Here is an 18,296-nt window from a genome sequence, read left to right as displayed (position 1 = left end):
TGCTAATCCGTGACCCGCCGCCGGTTCCTGCAGCGCTCCTGTTCGGCCAGAACCTCGAGAACCTGTCGTCGTCCAAACGCAGCGACCGCCTTTTGCCGCGCGGTTTCAAAGCCCGGGCGCATGCATTGCTGCTCTTGGTGCAGTCTCGCGATCTCCACGGCAATCCCGGAGGCTTCGTGGACACGCAACCGGGCCTCGCTGACCGAAAAAGCCGTGCCATGCGGAAATATCCCGGCCAACCGCGATTGCTGATCCCGGCGCTGCGTATCGAGCAGATCGAAATGTTGCCGGAACGCCGCAAAGCGTTTCAACTCCGCATCCGCACGGATCTTCGCCACGCGCGCGAGCATATCCAGCTGCCCGGCCCGGCTTACCATCCCCGTTTTGCCTTCTGTCGCATGGTTTCGGCAAAGCGGATCGCCGCCGCCACTGGCGCGAAATGATCATAACTGATCTCCGCCCCGATATTGACAGTCGCGTGGATCGCACGGGCGCACGGCGGATCGGGCCAGATCGGCACGTCATGCTGCCCCGCCCGCGCCCTGATGCGCAGTGCAATCTCATCCACACCCTTTGCCACGCAAACCGGCGCGCGCCCGCTGCCCCGCTTCCACCGGAGCGCGACGGCGAAGTGCGTCGGGTTGACGATGACCACATCCGCGGCCGCGACATCCGCGAGCATCGAACTCATCACGATTTCCGTCGCCCGCCGCCGCCGCGCGGCTTTCAGATGCGGATCGCCTTCGCTTTCCTTCATCTCATCCTTCAGTTCTTTAAGCGTCATGCGATTGCGTCGTCGGAAATCGAAATGCTTCCAGGCGAGGTGCGCAATTGCGAAAATGATTGAAACAGCAAGCGCCAGCAGAAGCACCCGCGTGATTACGGGTTCAAGCCCGGCGATCCATCCGATGCCGCCGCGTCGCACCCCAAGATCAGACAGCGATGCGCGAAACAGCAACCAACCGCCGAGGCCGACGGCAAACGCCTTCCCCGTTGAGATCAGAAACGTAACAAATCCGGATTTGCCGAATTTCTGCTTCGCATTCTGGACAGGATTTATCCTGGACGGTTTGATCGCAATCTTGCTCGGCACGAAGACGATGCCACGCTGAACAATCAAGCCGAGCAGGATAACAAGCGCAGGCACCACGATCAGCACCAGCGTCAGCAGGGCCGCCGCCAATCCGACACGTCCACCCAGATCCGGCAACGCCCCGACAGATGGTGCCAAGCCAATCTCACGCCACATCTGAACGGTGCGGCTGAGCCAATCCGGTACAGCCCAGGCCGTCGCCAGCCCCCCCGCTGCCAACACACCGAGATAGGCAAGTGCGGCATTGACCTCCGTCGAGCGGGGAAAATCACCCTTCTCACGCGCCTTCCGCAGCTTCTGCTCCGTCGCCGGAAACTGCTTGTCGTCATTGTCGTCGTCGCTCATCACGGCCATCCACTGTCGAAAACGGCATCCATCCAACCCGCCAAAATCGCGGGCGACAGGACCGAAAGCCCGACAAGCGCCAGCATGACCAGCGCCGGTGCCGCGACGAAGATCACTGGCAACTGCGGCATGACACGGTTGACGACCCCGCTGAGAAGCTGAAACAGCAGCCCGCCCAGAATGAAAGGCGAGGCCAGCGCCATCGCCAGCATGAAAGACCGCGCGATCAGCCCGACGATTGCAATCGCCCTGACCTGCCCGAACTGATATGTGCCGCTGGGAAAAACCGCATAGCTGTCGGCGATCACGTCCATCAGCAGCAGCGGCAGCCCCGCAGCCATCAGCACGGCCAGCCCGGCGAGATGCAGCAGATTGCCAACAGGATGCGGCGGCGCGTCCGCCGAGCCGCCGAGCATCTGCGAGAGCGAGACATTGGCCGCGATCGCCGAACTCGCCATATGCAGCGACAGGGCGGCAATCCGTGCCGGGATAACGATAAGCGCCCCGACCAGAAATTCCCGCAACGAAAGCAGCATCAACGATGGCAGATCAATGTCCGATCGCGGGGACATATCCGATAGTGAGGCCGCTATGGGCGTCAGCATCATCGCCACGCTGACCCGGACGCGCATCGGCAGGATGCGTTCGGAAAAGACCGGAAATATCAGCACCGCCGCCTGAACCCGCAGATAGGCCAGTATCAGCGGCAGGATTTGCGCCGCCAGTTCATCAGGGAGGGCCGAAAAGGACGGCATCAACCCGTTTCGACCGTTGCAAGCAATTTCACGTCGACCGAAGGATCGATCTCACCCAATGCCATTACCGGCATTGAAACCCCATGCGCCAGCAAGACCTCGCGGATCTGACGCCGGCGATGATCCGGCGCGGCAAGAACGGGGCTTTCAGCCGGGTCTATTCCGGCGATCTGACTGCGCAACTGTGTCACCAGTTTTCGCGTCAGATCGATCAGCGGCAGGTTGCCTTGCCCCTGTCCGGAAGGCGCTGTTTCCAACGCGGCAAACTCTGCCTCCCACGCCGGATGCAGTTGGACGATCCCCAGCCCGCCCGTCTCGCCACACATGGCCTGCGTGATCTGACCGCGAAGCCGCCTGCGCACCGCCTCGAACACGGCGTCGACACTGCCTGCGGCGCGGCATTCGTGAACCGCATCAGTAATCAGCGTCAGGTTGCGGATCGATAACCCCTCTGCCAGCATCTGCCGCAGCACGCCGAGCAACAGTTCCGGCGAGACCTTTTCGGGCAGCATATTATCGAAGTAGCTCTGATAGGTTTTCGCGCGTGCCGGGTCTGAAATGTCCTTCAGCTCCGCGATCAACCGCTGAAGCGCCGTCAATGTCAGCAGGTCGGGCAGGTTCGTCTTCACGACCTCCATCAGATGCGTTGACAACACCTCCATCGGCGAGACGACAGTGGCGCCCGACTGTGTCGCGCTTTCGCGATCTTCAGCCGCGATCCAGCAGGCCTGCGAGGCAAAGACTGGCTCACGAATGATCTGCCCGCCAAGGCGCGCCAGCATTTCCCCGTCCCCAAGCGCCAGCAGCGACCCCGGTTGCAGCGCGCCCCGGCCGCGCGCTACGCCATGCACCCGGATGACATAGTCATTCGTACCGCATCCGACATCGTCAGCAATGCGGACCTCGGGCAGGATAATCCCATAGCTGCGTGCGACATGTTTCCGCAGATTGGCGATGCGCGGCGCGAGCCCGCGACCGGGGTCAAGCGCGTCCATGACCAACCCGGTGCCAAGCTCCACGATAATGTCATCCATATCCAGATCATCCCCGATGCGGGGCGGCAGGGTTTCAGGGACAAGTTCGTCCTCAGCGGCCACCTCCGGTTCAGCGGGGCGATGACGCCTGATCCGCCACGCATACAGACCCAGCCCGCAGGCAAGGGCCATAAAAACCGGCCCCGGCATTCCCGGCACCAGCGCCATGAGCAGCATCGTCGCCGCAACCACGGCGGGCGCGCGCCAATCCGATCCGGCCTGTCCAAGGATCAGGCTGGATGTCTCCTCCGTAGCTCCGCCGCGAGACAGCAGCAGGGCGGCTGCCATCGAGGTGATCAGCGACGGCACCTGACTGACCAGCCCGTCACCGATGGTCAGGCGGGAGTAATTTTGCAGCGCGTCACCCACGGCCATGTCATGTGCGACCACCCCCATGCCGATCCCGACCAGCAGATTGATAAGCGTGATCACAATTCCCGCAATCGCGTCGCCCTTGACGAATTTCGACGCCCCGTCGAGCGAGCCGAAGAAGCTGATCTCCTTCTGATCGCTTTCCCGCCTGCGCTTCGCCTCCGTGTGGTCAATCGCGCCAGAACTCAGATCACCGTCAATCGCAAGCTGTTTGCCCGGCAGGCTGTCCAGTGCAAACCGGGCAGAGACTTCGGCCATGCGGCCAGCACCTTTTGTGATCACAATGAAATTCACGGCGGAGATGACCGCGAAAATCGTCAGCCCGATCATCAGCGAGCCACCAGCGGCGAATTGCGAGAATCCGCTGATCACATGACCCGCAGCGCCCGCGCCCGTATGCCCCTCGGACAGGATCAGCCGCGTCGAGGAGACATTCAGCGACAGCCGGATAATCAGCGACAGCAGCAGCAGAACCGGGAAGGCCTGAAAATCCGTCGGCTTTTCGACCGTCGACGCCATCACGAGAATCATCGTCGCGCTTGCAATCGAAATCGCGATGCCGAAATCCAGCAGACCTGCTGGGATCGGGATCACCATCGTCAGAACAATCAGCACCAGACCGGCGGTGACCATCGTTCCGCGTGCCGCGCCCGCTGGCGTGGCATCATGCGCCGCCGCCACTTTCAACGCCCAGCCTCGTCTGCCACCAGCTTCTCTTCCGAACCCGACGGATCCTTAAAAGCGGGCGTGTCCAGCACATAGCGATCCAGCGAAACTGCTGGCCCGGTCATCAACCCGGAACGCCGCAGATAGACCACAGCGTCCATCCTGTCAGCAGGATCGTCCAGCCGCTGAACCCGCAGAAGGAAATCGGGCGGGATAGAGGCCCCCGCCAGTACCAGCCGGTTAACCTCTGACTTGATCGTATCGAGGTCTTCTGCCGGTTCGACAGAAACCAATGCCGATGACAGGATCGCGGCCAGAATCATCACGCTGCCCTTTTGATCTCACGCAGGGTGGTTTCCAGCGCCACGAAGCTGGGCCGCAATGTCTCCGGTGCCGATTGCCGTCCCACTTCGACACATAGATTGGTTGCATGCTGATGAAGGCCCGCGACCAGAACCGACTTGATGACATCGTAGAACGCCATGTCGTGCTTCCTCACCCCGCTCAGCCGCTGCGCAAAGGGTGCGACAAATCCATAGGCAAGGAAGACGCCAAGGAAGGTCCCGACAAGGGCCGAGCCGATCATCTTGCCCAGCACCTCCGGCGGCTCGGCGATAGAGCCCATCGTCTTAATGACCCCCAGAACCGCTGCCACGATACCAAGCGCAGGAAGCGCATCGGCCATGCTTTGCAAGGCGTGCGGCACATGCATCTGTTCTTCCTTGATCAACGCGATGCGTTTTTCCAGCATCGTCTCCACCTGATAGGGGTCGTCGTAATTCAGGCTGGCGGAGCGGAGCGTGTCGGCAATGATCGCAACCGCCTCATGATCGGTGAGAATTCTGGGATAAGCCGCGAAAATGGCGCTTTCTGCCGGGTTCTCGATATGCTCCTCCAACTCGACCGGGCTGGTCCGGGCAAGCCGCAAAAGCTGGAACATGAGGCACAGCAGATCCTGATGATCCTGCCCGGTCCATGCCGGCCCCCGGAAGGCCCTGACAATACCTGCACCTGTCTGTTTCAGCACCGCCCCGCTGTTCGACAACACATAAGATCCAGCTGCGGCGCCGCCGATAATCATCATTTCGAAGGGCAGCGCGTGCAGGATGACCGCCATATGTCCGCCCGACAGCAAGTAGCCGCCAAACACCATGAGAAATGTGACGACGATACCAATCGCACCGAACATGGTTCCCCCTTACTGCGTGGTGACGCTGCGCGCGCCCATATAGGTGGTCAGGATCGCGGCCCGCTGCGGGTCAATCGCCGCCATGATCCGCGCGCCCGTTTCGGGGCTGAGGCGCATCAGGATCTCCGCCGAATATGTCTCCGGCAGACCGGAAATGACCTTGGCGGCATCCTTTGGTTTCATCGATTCATAGATCGCAACCATGCGGGCAATATCGTCCTGTTTGGTTTCGTCCCGATGGCTGCGGGACCGTGCCACCCCGTCCGACGCCGCCTTCAGCCGGGTCAGTTCGGCCTTCAGCGTCTCGCGCGCCGCCGTGATCTCCACCCTGCGACGATCCAGATCGCCGAGCGCCTGATGGATCCGCGCCTCCCGGATGCGAAGCTCGTGGACAAGCGCCACGACCTCGGGAACATCGCCGCAACCGGCGAGCAGCGCGCCACCGGCTTCGGGCACCGGCTGTTCCGTCGTTTCGGAGGACAGCGAGAGCGCCGCAACCGGCAACATCCCCGCCAACAGCAACAAACCAAACAGTCTAGGCATCCCATTCCTCCCGCAGCTCACGCATACGCGGACGCAGACGTCCCGATCCGGGCCTTACATGCTGTGTCAGTTCGGATTGCAGCGCCCAGTAAGCCTTTTCCTCGCGCGCCTGATCCATCACACGGCCCAGTTCCGCCGCAGCCTCCGCCGCCTCGGTCCTCGCCTGACGGATCGCCGCGTCAAGGCGTGAGACTTCGGAACACATGACCGCAATTGCGCCGCCCAGCCCGCCCTCAAGATCATTCAGTCGCCGCAGTCTGCGCGACAGCAAAAGACAATAGACCGACTGCGCAACCGAGGCCGCGAGGCAAAGCATAATCAACGCAGTATTCCAACTCATCGGATAGCGAACTCCGTAATCATCAGATCGTCGATCAGACCCGGATCGACCACGGCATCAACGCGACCGTGCAATTCCATCCGGATGATCTCCAACACCCCACGCCGATCCAGCGCATCGGGGGAGATGGCGCTGAGGAACTCCGTCACTGTCGCCGTGATCCGTGGCATCAGCTTTTCAAGCTCCGGGGCGCGCGAGGCCGAGCTTTCCAGCCCGACCGTCACCGAAATCCGGCGCGCACCACCTGCCAGCGGCACGGTGACAGCCGGAACTTCGACGAAGGCAAGCGTATCCGCCGCATTATCCATCCTGAATGCGATCAGGTCCCGGGGGCTGATCTTTCCCAGATAGCTTGCAGCGAAGCCACCAGCGGCAAGCGTCAGCACCATAAGCACCAACAAATATTTGCGTCGACCCGTGCGGGGCCCATCCTCGGTGACGGTCATTTCAGACATGGCGATTCTCCTCATCTGTAGCGATGAGATAGCAACCGCAGGCTAACCAATAATTAACGCCAGCCGTGCCAAAGATGGCGGCATGGCGCGGACGAATCGAGCGGGTGGCACATTGCAGGACATAAGAAATTTCTGGTCAACGCGCAGCAGGACCCAGCAATTCGCGATCATTGGCGGGTTTCTCGTCAGCCTGCTCGCGACGCTGGCTTTCGTGCTGCTGGCCGGGCGCGCACCGATGGCGCTTCTCTATTCCGGGCTGGACGATGCGCGCGCGGCCCCGGTCGTGGCCCAGCTTGAGCAAAGCGGCGTCAGCTACGAACTCCGCAACGGCTCGATCTGGGTCGACCGGGGTCAGCGGGACCGGGTGCGGATGGATCTGGCGGCGCAGAACCTGCCGCAGCAGGGCGGCGCTGGTTACGAGATCCTTGACGGCATGTCCGGTTTCTCTGCCACCTCACAGATGTTCGACGCAGCCTATTGGCGCGCGAAGGAGGGGGAGCTGGCGCGCACCATCCTGTCGATCCCGGTCGTATCATCCGCGCGCGTACACCTGACCGCCCCGCAATCACGCGGCTATCGCAACAGCCAGCCCGGATCGGCATCGGTCACGGTCGTCACCAATGGCACGCCGCTGAGCCCGGCACAGGCCGATGCGATGCGGTTTCTGATTTCCTCCGCCGTGCCGCAACTCGCCCCGGACGCCGTGTCCGTGATCGACAGCGCGCATGGCATCGTCAGGCCCTCGGCGGATCAGACAGCCTCCGACCGCGAAACCAGAATGAAGGAGAACGTGGAGCGTATCCTCGCCCCCCATGTTGGCGCCGGCAACGCAATCGTCGAGTTGAGCATTGATCTGGTGACGCAGACCGAGCAGCTGACGGAACGCAGCTTCGACCCGACCCAGCGGGCGCTGATTTCCGAGGAGAATGAGGAGGTCACCGACGAAACCAGCGGCTCGACCAACCCGGCTGTCACCGCCGCCTCCAACCTGCCGGAGCAAGGGTCCGAAAGCGGCGACCGCCAGCAGGCACAGCGGGCGGAGACGCGGCAGCGGGCGAATTACGAGGTCGGCAGCGTCACCCGGCAGGTGGAAAAGCGCCCCGGTGCTGTGCGGCGGTTAAGCGTTGCAGTCCTGCTCAACGGGGTCGAACAGCAAAAACCGGATGGCACCGTCGAAATCCAGCCGAGGGCAGAGCCGGAACTGGCCGCGATCCGCGAACTCGTCGCGGCGGCAGTCGGCTATGACGAGGCGCGCGGCGATGAAATCACCGTCAAGTCGATGCCATTCGTGACCAGCGCCGGGCAGGGCACGTTGGCCGACCGTTCGCAGGGACTGCTGGACCGGCTGGCCGTGGATTCGCTGGCAAAACTGGCCCTGATCGGCATCATCGCCCTGATCGCGCTCGCCCTGGCTCTGCGCGGCCTGCGCGTGCGGCAGAAAACGGCGGGGTCTCCCGCGATGTTGGATGACAGCGGACCAGCAGGTCCAGCCAATCATTCCGAACAGACCGCGATCCAGATGGCGGATGCCCTTGCCGACAGTCCCGAGATGCCGATGTTGCCAATGGCGGCAGCGGAATTCGACTTCGATTCCCCGGCAGGAAGCACCAGCGACCCGGCGGAGCGGCTGAAGAGACTGATGAAAGAGCGTCGGGAGGAAACGCTGAAACTGCTGAACGGCTGGATCGGGGCAGATGAGAGGTCGCTGCCATGACCTCCGTCCTCCGCCTCGAAGATTTCGCCGCACCGCTGCCGGAGCCAGCTAACCCACAGGATGAGCGTCTTGCAGCGGAATATCAGCGTGGCCTTACGGATGGCGAGACACGCGCGCGCGACCTTGCGATCTCCGAACTGACCGATGCCCTCCATGCGGTGATGGAGGCGCTTGAGACAGGGGATGCGCTGCGACAGCGGATCATCGATGAGACGCTGAACGCGGTTACCCCGGTCTTGCAGGCCATCGTCGTCCAACTTGCCGCCAGTGCCGATGACCGGCTCGTCGCAGCGATCATGTCGGAGTTGCGGCGGCTCGGCACCGGCGGGGAAAAGACCACCTGCCGCATCTCCGCACCGGCGCGGCTCACCGAACGGATCACCGATCAGCTCGATGCTGCATCGCTTGGCAGGATCACGCTTCTGCCCGGTCCGGATACCGAAATCTGCTTCGAGGGCGGGCGGATCACGATCAACCCCGACGAATTGACCCGCGATATCAGCGAAACTCTGTCGGAAATCACCCGGAGGGAGGAAAACTAATTGGACCTTCAAGGCAATATGATCACCGATAACATCCCGGTCGACATCTCCGTCCGCATCGGGCACCGCCGCATGACGGTCGCGGAACTCTCGGCTGTCAGGGAGAACGATATCCTGCCGCTGGACCAACCCATCGACGAAGGGGTCGAGATCTGCGTCGGCGAATATGTCGTCGCCTATGGCGAGCTTGTCGCGGATGAAGAAGACGACACGCGGCTGATGGTGAAAATCACGCGCACAGCCGCAGACAAACCATGATAGAACAGGCGATCGGCGAGGGCATCCGAACGGCCCAGCAGGCAGGCGGGGTCGGCCAGACCTCGATCCTGCTGTTTCTCGGGCTGACGGTGCTGTCGCTGGCGCCTGCGATAGCCATCACCGTTACCTGCTTTCCGTTCATGGTCACGGTGCTGTCGATCCTGCGCCAGTCGCTCGGCCTGCAGCAATCGCCGCCGAATATGCTGATCGTCAGCCTCGCCCTGTTCCTGACATGGTTCGTCATGGACCCGGTGCTGCGAGAGGCATGGGCAGCAACCGCCCCGGCCCTGCAATCGGGCGATATCGGCATCGCAGAGGCCATTCCACGCGCCATCGGCCCGTTCGAGCGTTTCATGTCCGCGCGCACCAACCCCGATGTGCTCGACCACATGCGCGGACTGGTACACAGCGACCCGGCACAGGACGGGCTGCGCCTTCTGGTCCCGTCCTTCATGCTCTCGGAACTGCAACGCGCCTTCGAGATCGGATTTCTGATTGCATTGCCGTTTCTGATTATAGATCTGGTCGTCTCCGCGATCCTGATGGCAATGGGAATGATGATGCTGCCCCCGGTCGTCGTCTCCCTGCCCTTCAAGCTGGCATTCTTCGTCGTCGTGGATGGCTGGGCGCTCGTCTCCGCAGCCTTGGTGCGCGGCTATCAATAGCTCCGCCAGCATCGCGCCCCCTTGGGATCGCGGCGCAGAGTTATATATTGGGGCCTGACGCGCCGAAGCCGGCGCAAACGGAAACCCGAAGGAACACCATGACCAGTATCAACCAGATCGCGTGGGACGACACCGTCCTGCCGTTCCAGCTCGACCGCTCTTCGATACGCGGCCGGGTGGTGCGGCTTGATGGTGTCCTCGACCACATTCTGACCCGTCACGATTACCCCGCCCCCGTCGCCGCTGCCGTGGCAGAGCTTGCGCTGCTGACCGCGCTCATCGGCCCGACGATCAAGCTGCGCTGGAAGCTGTCCTTGCAGGTCCGCGGAAAGGGCGCGATCCGTACCATTGCTGCGGATTACTACGCCCCGGAAAGCGAAAACGCCCCGGCCCGGATTCGCGGCTGGGCCAGCTTTGACGAGGATCGGCTGACCGACGCCCCCCATTTCGACCAGATCGGCGAGGGGTATTTCGCCATCCTGATCGATCAGGGCAGCGGCACGACGCCATATCAGGGCATAACCCCGCTGGCGGGCGGCTCGCTCTCGACCTGTGCGGGTACTTATTTCGCGCAGTCTGAGCAGCTTCCAACCAGCTTCACCCTGTCTTACGGCCAATCCGCCGCGCCGGGACAGGAAACAAGCTGGCGCGCGGGCGGTATCATGCTGCAGACCCTACCCGCTCAGCCGATGCCCGGCGATAGCGAGGGCAGCGCGGACGGGCTCATTCAGGCGGCGGATATTCTGCAAGGTGCCGAATCAGAGGACTGGAACCGCGCGAACCATCTGCTCTCCACCGTCGAAGAACTGGAGTTGATCGGCCCCTCCGTCAGCCCGACCGATCTTCTGGTGCGGCTGTTCCACGAGGAAACCCCGCGCGTCTTCGATCCGCAGCGGGTGGAATTCGGTTGTTCGTGCGATTCAGACCGCGTGCGCAACACCCTGTCGATCTATTCGCAGAAGGATATCGGCCACATGACCACCGATGAGGGGATCGTGACCGCCGACTGCCAGTTCTGCGGCGCGCATTACGAATTCGACCCCCGCTCGCTGGGGTTCGAGGCAACCGTGGATGAAGACGGGAAACCGTTGCCGCAGGACGAAGCCGCAGAATGAGCGGCGCGGCCGGATCTGATCCGGCACTGTCACGGGCGTCGCAAGATATTGCGGCGTCCGCTTCTGCTCGTGCCGGGATCGGCGGGGCGGAGCTGGCAGCAAGGCTCCGTGCCGCACTCGCCCGCCCGGCGGAGCCGAGTTCGGATTTCGATCTGCTGCCCGACCCGAAACCCCCAGCATCGGCCCTGCGGGACGCGGGCGTCCTGGCCGCATTTCACGAAGATGACGGGCGGCTCTATCTCACCACGCGTGCCGCGACCATGCGCCATCACCCCGGCCAGATCGCCCTGCCCGGCGGCAAGAAAGACCCCGGCGACAAGGACGTCATCGCCGCAGCCCTGCGCGAGGCGCGCGAGGAAATCGGCCTCGACCCGGACCAACTCGATCTGCTCGGCACGCTGCCGCCGCACCACACGATCACTCAGTTCAGCATCACCCCGCTGGTGGCCATCATTCGCGGCCCCTTCACCCCGATCGCGGAGCCGGGCGAGGTGGCGGAGGTGTTCACCCTGCCCTTCTCCCATATCGCCAACCCGGCGAATTACCGCATCGAAGGCAGGCATTGGCGCGGTTTGTGGCGCGCCTATCGCGTGGCCCCCTACGGACCCTATTATCTGTGGGGCGCGACCGCGCGCATCCTGCTCGGGCTGGCACAAAGGCTGTCGGCATGAGGCTGGACGCCGCGTTCCTGCAAGACCCGTCTCTGCGCCGTGTGCTGGAGGTGCTGGAGCATGGCGGGCACCGCGCCCTGATTGTCGGCGGCGCGGTCCGTAATGCGCTCATCGGGCAGGACACGGGCGATGTGGACATCGCGACAAGCGCCACGCCGGAACAGGTGGTGTCGCTGGCCGAAGCGGCAGGCCTCAGAACCATCCCGACCGGGATCGAACATGGCACCGTCACGGTCCTGTCGGATCACCAGCCTTTCGAGGTCACGACATTCCGCCGTGACGTCGAAACCGATGGCCGCCGCGCGGTCGTCGCCTTTTCCGACCGGATCGAGGACGACGCGATGCGGCGCGATTTCACCATGAACGCGCTCTACGCGACCCCGGGCGGGGAGGTGCTGGACCCGGTCGGCGGCCTGCCCGATCTGCACAGCCGCACGCTGCGCTTTGTCGGTGATGCCGATCAGCGGATCGCGGAGGATTACCTGCGCATCCTGAGGTTTTTCCGCTTCCTCGCGTGGTACGGCGAAAACTCCGCCCCCGGTACGGTCGAGGCAATCATCGCCGGTCGCGACGGCTTGGCTCAGGTCTCCAAGGAGCGTATCGGCGCGGAATTCCGCAAGCTGCTTGCCGCGCCCGATCCGTCCAACTCCATACGGCTGATGCAGGAAACCGGCGTGCTCGAACGCCTGCTGCCCGGCGCCGACCCACAGATCCTGCCGGATCTGATCGCGGTCGAGCGGGAATATGCAGCACCCCCCGACTGGCGGCGGCGACTGGCGGTTCTGGGTGGCCGTTCGGTGCCCGACATGTTGCGCCTGTCACGCCCGGAAGCGGGCTGGCTTGCAGCGCTCGCCGCCGGAACGGAGATGCCGCTGGAGGAGTTCGCCTACCGGCACGGCAAAGACCAAGCCCAGCACCTTGCGCTGATCCGGCTGGCGGGCGGCGACGAGACACCCCCGGACTGGACCACCCGCATCGCCAAAGCCGCCGCATCGCCACTTCCGATTGTCGCGGCGGACCTGATGCCGGCACTGACAGGGCCTGCGCTTGGTCAGGGGCTGAAGGCCGCCGAAGGCCACTGGATCGCCTCCGGCTTCACAGCACCGAAATCCACGCTTATCGCCGCCGCCCTGAAGGCAGGAGAGGACAGATGAACCTGCACGCCCCATTCGCACGCATGATCGACGCGTTCCGCCCCGCCGACGGGCCGCCGCCGCAATCGCTGCTGCGCTTTACCGGCTGGGCGCTGAAAGGCTCAGGCCGGGGACTGACATTTGCCGCCATTGCATCTGCGGCGGCTGGTACAGCCGACATCGTCTCAGCCATGCTGCTGGGCCGCGTCATCGATGCGGTCGCAGGTGGCGGGCGCGACAGTTTCTGGGCGGAAAGCTGGCCGGTCTTCGCCGGGTTCGTGCTGTTCTTCCTCGTGATCCGGCCCATCATCCTCGGGCTTTCGACCGCCTCGACCAATGTCATCATCGGCCCGAATATCCTGCCACTGGTGCTGTCGCGGCTGCATCGCTGGACAATGGGACACTCGGTCAGTTTCTTCGACAATGATTTCGCCGGACGGCTGGCGCAGAAACAGATGCAGACCGCCCGCGCCATCACCGATGTCGCATCAGAAATGGTGAACGTGGTCGCCTTCGGGCTGGCTGCGGTTCTGGGTTCCGCCTTCTATCTGGCCTCCATCGACGCGTGGGGAACGGTCGCGCTTCTGCTGTGGCTGGCCTGTTACGGGTTCCTGATCCGCTATTTCCTGCCCCGCATCCGCAGCCACTCCGCCGCACGCGCCTCCGCCCGCGCGATGGTGACGGGACAGGTCGTCGACACGATCACCAATATCAAGACTGTCAAGCTGTTCGCCCATGACGAACATGAGGACCGCGCCGCGCTGTCGGCAATGGCCGGGTTCCGGGAACGCGCGGTCGATTTCGGCGTGGTTTCGACATGGTTCCGCACCTCGCTGATGACACTCTCCGGCGCGCTTCCGGTGATCCTGATCGGCGGCGCGGTCATCCTGTGGCAGCAAGGTCAGGCGACACCGGGAGAGATCGCAGCAACCGGGGCCATCGCGCTGCGCCTGTCGCAAATGAGCGGCTGGCTCAGCATGGCGCTCATGTCGATCTGGGGCTCGGTCGGTGAGATCGAGGACGGGATGGAAACTCTGTCACCCCCGCACACCCTGACCGACGACCCCGATGCCAAGCCGCTGCCAGCGGTTAAGGGGCAGATCCGCTTCGACAATGTCAGCTTCAACTATGGCCGGGACGACGGACATGGCGGCGTCACCGGAATCAACCTGACCATCGCACCGGGCGAGCGTGTCGGGCTGGTCGGCGCGTCAGGCGCAGGCAAATCCACGCTCGTTGGCCTGCTGCTGCGCCTCTACGATGTCGAACAGGGCCGGATCGAGATCGACGGCCACGACATCCGCAATGTCACGCAGGAAAGCCTGCGCCGTCAGATCGGCATGGTCACGCAGGAAACCGCGATGTTCAACCGCTCCGCCCGCGACAATATCGGCTATGGCAGCCCCGGCGCGAGCGAGGCGGATATCGCCGCCGCCGCAGAGGCCGCGGAGGCCGGAAGCTTCATCCACGACATGCAGGATAACGAGGGCCGCATCGGCTACGACGCCTATCTGGGCGAGCGCGGCGTCAAGCTGTCCGGCGGTCAGCGCCAGCGGATCGCACTGGCCCGCGCCTTCCTGAAAGACGCCCCGATCCTGATCCTCGACGAGGCGACATCGGCGCTCGACAGCGAAGTGGAGGCGGCGATCCAGGGCTCGCTCGACCGCGTGATGAAGGGCAAGACGGTGCTGGCCATTGCGCACAGGCTGTCCACGATTGCCGAAATGGATCGGATCGTGGTGCTGGAGGAAGGCCGGATCGTCGAGGAAGGCACGCATGACGCACTTCTCGCGCAGAGCGGGACATATGCACGCTACTGGAACCGGCAGTCGGGTGGCTTTTTGGGTACAGAAGTTGAGAACCAGGTTACGAATCAACCCAAGATAGCGTAAATTCCCTCCGTTCTATCAGGAGGATATTATGCGTCTCTATCTTATTGCTCTTACGTCTGTCTTTGCTATCACAGCCTGCGCAACCACAGAGCAGCAGGCTTCATTGGAAAACTTAAACGAAACCCTTTCGACAGCGAACCAGACGGCAGCAAATATTCGCTCGCTCAAGGTTCTGACCGACTTTTGACCGTATCGCCGTGGCGCATCGAGCGGCTCGGCCGCCACGGCAACGCAATCGCGCGCGGGCCAGATGGCCAAAAAGCCCTCGCGCCGCGCCTTCTCCCGGGCGAGTTGGTGACGGCAGAGGCCAGCGACGGCCATCTGCTCAACCCGAAAATTATCGAGCCCTCCTCTGACCGTGTCCGACCACCCTGCCGCCATTACGCAACCTGCGGCGGCTGCGCGCTCATGCACGCATCGGATGATTTCGTCGCCCGCTGGAAATCGGAACTGGTCGCATCGGCACTCGCCGCACATCGGATCGAGACGAAGATCGCAGGCATCGCCACATCTCCGTCGCATTCACGACGCAGGGCGGTTCTGTCGGGTCGGCGGACAAAGAAGGGTGCTCTTCTTGGGTTTCATGGCCGCGCGTCGGATCAGATCGTGGATATTACGAATTGTCACGTTCTGCGGCCCGGGATCGTCGCCGCACTGCCGGCGCTCAGGCAGGTCGTATCGGCAGGGGCCTCCCGCAGCGGGGAATTGTCACTGACCGTCACGGAAACCCGCTCCGGGCTGGATGTGGCCGTATCCGGGGGAAAGCCCCTCGATCCAGCGCTGACCGAGCAACTCTCCGCCCTCATGCGCAAAGCAGATCTGGCACGATTGGACTGGGACGGCACACCCCTGACCCGCCGACAACCGCTGCTGAATATGGGGCAAACGCGCGTGACACCCCCGCCCGGCGGGTTCCTGCAAGCCACTGCGGAAGGTGAGGCGGCACTTCTCAGCGTGGTTCGCAAGACGACCGAGGGCGCGACAAGCATCGTCGATCTGTTCGCCGGATGCGGCACGTTTTCCCTGCCGCTCGCCGCGCATGCGGATATTCACGCGGTCGAAGGCCTGTCCGCGCCGCTCCACGCGCTCGACGCCGCGTGGCGCACGACGCCCGGCCTGCACCGGATCACGACAGAAATCCGAGACCTCGCCTCCCGCCCCCTCATGCCAGATGAACTCGCCCGTTTCGACGCCGCGGTGATCGACCCGCCCCGGAGCGGAGCGGCCGCGCAGGCGGAACATCTCGCCGCCTCTGCCCTTGCCCGCATCGCATGGGTCAGTTGCAACCCGGTAACCTTCGCCCGCGACGCCGCCACCATGATCAAAGCCGGCTGGCGCATGGGACCGGTCTACGTCGTCGATCAGTTCCGCTGGTCCACCCATGTCGAAACGGTGACGAGCTTCACGCGCAACTGAAACCGCTTTGGCTTCCAGCCGAAATTCCAGCGATTGCGGAGTATCAGGGCAGGCGCTCGCCCGGCGGGGCTGCGTCCCTTGTTCCGGGCCGGGTCAACAAGAAGACGCTAAGTCGGAACCGTGACGGCGAGAACCGCGAAAAGCTACGCGAGACCGCCCACCGAACCACTTGCCGATCAGACGTAAAGCTCCACCCGTTCCTGCTCGCCCACGCCGAAAACCCGCTTGTAGCGCGCCACCTCGTCTGCCGGTCCCATTGCCTTGGCCGGGTTGTCCGACAGCTTCACCGTGGGCCGCCCCTCGGCCTCGACCGCCTTGCAGACGAGGCTCAGCGGGTCCAGACCGTCACCCTCGACGAAGCCACGGAAATCATTGGTCAGCAGCGTACCCCAGCCGAAGCTGACCTTCACCCGACCGTTGAAGCGCTGATACAGATCCTTGATTTCCGCCACATCCAACCCGTCCGAGAAGATCACCAGCTTCTGCGTCGGATCCTCGCCGCGATCCTTCCACCACTGGATCGCGATCTCCGTGTTCTCGACCGGATCGCCGCTGTCGACGCGAATGCCCGTCCAGCCCGCCAGCCAGTCCGGCGCGCCCTCCAGAAAGCCCTTCGTGCCATAGGTGTCGGGCAGGATCATCCGCAGATTGCCGTCATGTTCCTCATGCCAATCCGCAAGCACGCGATAGGGCGCCCGCTTCAGCTCTTCATCCGTATCGGCAAGTGCTGCGTAAACCATCGGCAATTCATGCGCATTGGTCCCGATCGCCTCCAGATCGCGGCGCATGGCGATCAGGCAGTTCGAGGTTCCGATGAACTTCCCGTCCGGCGCGTGGCCCAGCCCCTCGCCCATAGCCTGCACACACCAGTCCTGCCACAGATAGGAATGCCGCCGCCGCGTCCCGAAATCGGCAATCTTCAGATCGGGCAGCGTGTTCAATGCGGTAATCTTCTCCCACACCCGCGTCATCGCGCGGGCATAGAGCACCTGCAATTCGAACCGGCCCATATCCTTGGTCACAGCGCGGGATCGCAACTCCATGATGATCGCAAGCGCCGGGATCTCCCACAGCATGACCTCGGGCCACTTACCCTCAAAGCGCAGCTCGTACTGGCCATCCTTCTTGGTGAGTTCGTATTCCGGAAGCTGGACATTCTCCAGCCACTCCATGAAGTCGGGGCGGAACATCTGCCGCTTGCCGTAGAACGTATTGCCCCGCAGCCAGGTCGATTCGCCGCGCGTCAGCCGCAACGCCCGCACCTGATCGAGCTGCTCGCGCAATTCGCCCTCATCGACCATCTCGGCCAGCTTTACCGATTTCGTCCGGTTGATAAGCTGAAACGTGACATTCGTGTCCGGCTTGTTGCGGAACACCGACTGGCACATCAGCAGCTTGTAGAAATCCGTGTCCAGCAGCGAGCGCACAATCGGGTCGATCTTCCATCGATGATTATAGACCCGGCTCGCAATATCGACATTCGGCATCATCATATCAGCGTCACCCCTGCCGCGCGCATATTATCCTGCGCCGCTTTTTTTGAGCCGTTCAGGTCTATCGCCCGCGTCGCGCCCTCGATCACACGCACGGAGAAACCCAGCTTCGCCGCGTCAACAGCACTCCACGCGACGCAGAAATCATGGGCAAGGCCGACGAAATCGATCTGCAACAGCCCCCGCTCACGCAGATACCCTTCCAGACCGGTGCGGGTCCGGTGGTCATTCTCGAAAAACGCCGAATAACTGTCGATATCCGGCCGGTATCCCTTGCGCAGCACCATATCCGCCACATCGACCGCAAGTGCCGGATGAAACCGCGCCCCGGGGGAGCCGATCACGCAATGCCGCGGCCACAACACCTGCGGACCATAATCCATCTCGATGGTAGAGAACGGCTCCGCCCCGTCATGGTTATCGGCAAAGCTGGAATGATCCTCCGGATGCCAGTCCTGAGTCAGCACGACCGCATCGTAATCCGCCATCAGATCGTTGATCGGCGCGATGATCTCATCCCCGCCATCCACGGCCAGCCGCCCGCCGGGGCAGAAATCGACCTGTGCATCGATGACAATCAGGGCTCTGGGCATAAGAAAATCCTC

21 protein-coding genes are annotated in these 18,296 nt (G+C 63.2%); 10 read left to right on the top strand and 11 right to left on the bottom strand.

The genetic code is table 11. The features are described 5' to 3' along the window. Positions 1–2 precede the first annotated feature (2 nt). Genes PAF12_RS15185 through PAF12_RS15145 form a run of 9 tightly spaced genes read right to left on the bottom strand, consistent with a single transcriptional unit; the run spans position 3 to position 6,792 of the window. Positions 3–377: a hypothetical protein gene (locus PAF12_RS15185; RefSeq protein WP_271107850.1), complete on the bottom strand. Its 375-nt coding sequence runs from the start codon at positions 375–377 to the stop codon at positions 3–5. Then, entirely contained in the window at positions 371–1,438 is a 1,068-nt protein-coding gene (gene flhB / locus PAF12_RS15180) for a flagellar type III secretion system protein FlhB (protein WP_271107849.1), read from the bottom strand. Before flhB ends, PAF12_RS15185 begins: the two co-directional genes overlap by 7 nt. After that, the gene (locus PAF12_RS15175; protein ID WP_271107848.1) at positions 1,438–2,193 is read right to left on the bottom strand and encodes a flagellar biosynthetic protein FliR; all 756 of its coding nucleotides are present in this window, start codon (positions 2,191–2,193) and stop codon (positions 1,438–1,440) included. The genes flhB and PAF12_RS15175 overlap by 1 nt, the downstream gene beginning before the upstream one ends. Continuing rightward, entirely contained in the window at positions 2,193–4,280 is a 2,088-nt protein-coding gene (locus tag PAF12_RS15170) for a flagellar biosynthesis protein FlhA (RefSeq protein ID WP_271109717.1), read from the bottom strand. Before PAF12_RS15170 ends, PAF12_RS15175 begins: the two co-directional genes overlap by 1 nt. Before the next feature lie 2 nt (positions 4,281–4,282). After that, positions 4,283–4,588 carry a hypothetical protein gene (locus PAF12_RS15165; RefSeq protein WP_271107847.1) on the bottom strand — a complete coding sequence of 102 codons (306 nt, stop codon included), beginning with the start codon at positions 4,586–4,588 and terminating at the stop codon, positions 4,283–4,285. Beyond that, positions 4,588–5,454, bottom strand: a complete 867-nt coding sequence (gene motA / locus PAF12_RS15160; protein WP_271107846.1) for a flagellar motor stator protein MotA — start codon at positions 5,452–5,454, stop codon at positions 4,588–4,590. Before motA ends, PAF12_RS15165 begins: the two co-directional genes overlap by 1 nt. Before the next feature lie 9 nt (positions 5,455–5,463). Then, the gene (locus PAF12_RS15155) at positions 5,464–5,997 is read right to left on the bottom strand and encodes a MotE family protein (RefSeq protein ID WP_271107845.1); all 534 of its coding nucleotides are present in this window, start codon (positions 5,995–5,997) and stop codon (positions 5,464–5,466) included. Next, positions 5,990–6,337 (bottom strand): hypothetical protein, encoded by a 348-nt coding sequence (locus PAF12_RS15150; protein WP_271107844.1) that lies wholly within the window; start codon positions 6,335–6,337, stop codon positions 5,990–5,992. The genes PAF12_RS15155 and PAF12_RS15150 overlap by 8 nt, the downstream gene beginning before the upstream one ends. Beyond that, the gene (locus tag PAF12_RS15145; protein ID WP_271107843.1) at positions 6,334–6,792 is read right to left on the bottom strand and encodes a flagellar basal body-associated FliL family protein; all 459 of its coding nucleotides are present in this window, start codon (positions 6,790–6,792) and stop codon (positions 6,334–6,336) included. The genes PAF12_RS15150 and PAF12_RS15145 overlap by 4 nt, the downstream gene beginning before the upstream one ends. Positions 6,793–6,874: 82 nt before the next feature. Between PAF12_RS15145 and fliF the strand changes: the two genes are divergently transcribed. From fliF to PAF12_RS15095, 10 genes are all read left to right on the top strand, one after another. Further along, complete coding sequence (gene fliF / locus PAF12_RS15140) at positions 6,875–8,506, top strand: flagellar basal-body MS-ring/collar protein FliF (protein ID WP_271107842.1); 1,632 nt, start codon at positions 6,875–6,877, stop codon at positions 8,504–8,506. Continuing rightward, entirely contained in the window at positions 8,503–9,048 is a 546-nt protein-coding gene (locus PAF12_RS15135) for a hypothetical protein (RefSeq protein ID WP_271107841.1), read from the top strand. Before fliF ends, PAF12_RS15135 begins: the two co-directional genes overlap by 4 nt. Beyond that, positions 9,049–9,306 carry a FliM/FliN family flagellar motor switch protein gene (locus PAF12_RS15130; protein WP_271107840.1) on the top strand — a complete coding sequence of 86 codons (258 nt, stop codon included), beginning with the start codon at positions 9,049–9,051 and terminating at the stop codon, positions 9,304–9,306. After that, positions 9,303–9,971: a flagellar type III secretion system pore protein FliP gene (locus PAF12_RS15125; RefSeq protein WP_271107838.1), complete on the top strand. Its 669-nt coding sequence runs from the start codon at positions 9,303–9,305 to the stop codon at positions 9,969–9,971. Before PAF12_RS15130 ends, PAF12_RS15125 begins: the two co-directional genes overlap by 4 nt. A gap of 98 nt (positions 9,972–10,069) precedes the next feature. Beyond that, complete coding sequence (locus PAF12_RS15120; RefSeq protein WP_271107837.1) at positions 10,070–11,086, top strand: Hsp33 family molecular chaperone HslO; 1,017 nt, start codon at positions 10,070–10,072, stop codon at positions 11,084–11,086. Next, on the top strand, positions 11,083–11,757 hold the full coding sequence (locus PAF12_RS15115; protein WP_271107836.1) for a CoA pyrophosphatase: 675 nt from the start codon (positions 11,083–11,085) through the stop codon (positions 11,755–11,757). Before PAF12_RS15120 ends, PAF12_RS15115 begins: the two co-directional genes overlap by 4 nt. Then, the gene (locus PAF12_RS15110) at positions 11,754–12,911 is read left to right on the top strand and encodes a CCA tRNA nucleotidyltransferase (protein WP_271107835.1); all 1,158 of its coding nucleotides are present in this window, start codon (positions 11,754–11,756) and stop codon (positions 12,909–12,911) included. Before PAF12_RS15115 ends, PAF12_RS15110 begins: the two co-directional genes overlap by 4 nt. After that, a complete protein-coding gene (locus tag PAF12_RS15105; RefSeq protein ID WP_271107834.1) occupies positions 12,908–14,782 on the top strand; it encodes an ABC transporter ATP-binding protein in 1,875 nt (624 codons plus the stop codon). Before PAF12_RS15110 ends, PAF12_RS15105 begins: the two co-directional genes overlap by 4 nt. A gap of 28 nt (positions 14,783–14,810) precedes the next feature. Beyond that, entirely contained in the window at positions 14,811–14,969 is a 159-nt protein-coding gene (locus PAF12_RS15100; RefSeq protein ID WP_271107833.1) for a hypothetical protein, read from the top strand. Continuing rightward, positions 14,966–16,198 (top strand): class I SAM-dependent RNA methyltransferase, encoded by a 1,233-nt coding sequence (locus tag PAF12_RS15095; RefSeq protein WP_271107832.1) that lies wholly within the window; start codon positions 14,966–14,968, stop codon positions 16,196–16,198. The genes PAF12_RS15100 and PAF12_RS15095 overlap by 4 nt, the downstream gene beginning before the upstream one ends. A gap of 176 nt (positions 16,199–16,374) precedes the next feature. Here PAF12_RS15095 and pncB read toward each other — a convergent pair whose 3' ends face one another. After that, a complete protein-coding gene (gene pncB / locus PAF12_RS15090) occupies positions 16,375–17,691 on the bottom strand; it encodes a nicotinate phosphoribosyltransferase (RefSeq protein ID WP_271107831.1) in 1,317 nt (438 codons plus the stop codon). Continuing rightward, positions 17,688–18,284, bottom strand: a complete 597-nt coding sequence (gene pncA / locus PAF12_RS15085) for a bifunctional nicotinamidase/pyrazinamidase (RefSeq protein WP_271107830.1) — start codon at positions 18,282–18,284, stop codon at positions 17,688–17,690. Before pncA ends, pncB begins: the two co-directional genes overlap by 4 nt. Positions 18,285–18,296 lie beyond the last annotated feature (12 nt).

Origin of the sequence: Paracoccus sp. SCSIO 75233 (assembly GCF_027912675.1) — a bacterium.
Classification (GTDB): Bacteria; Pseudomonadota; Alphaproteobacteria; order Rhodobacterales; family Rhodobacteraceae; genus Paracoccus.
The sequence above is the reverse complement of the archived record's forward strand: the minus strand, read 5'-3'. Positions and strand labels throughout refer to the sequence as shown.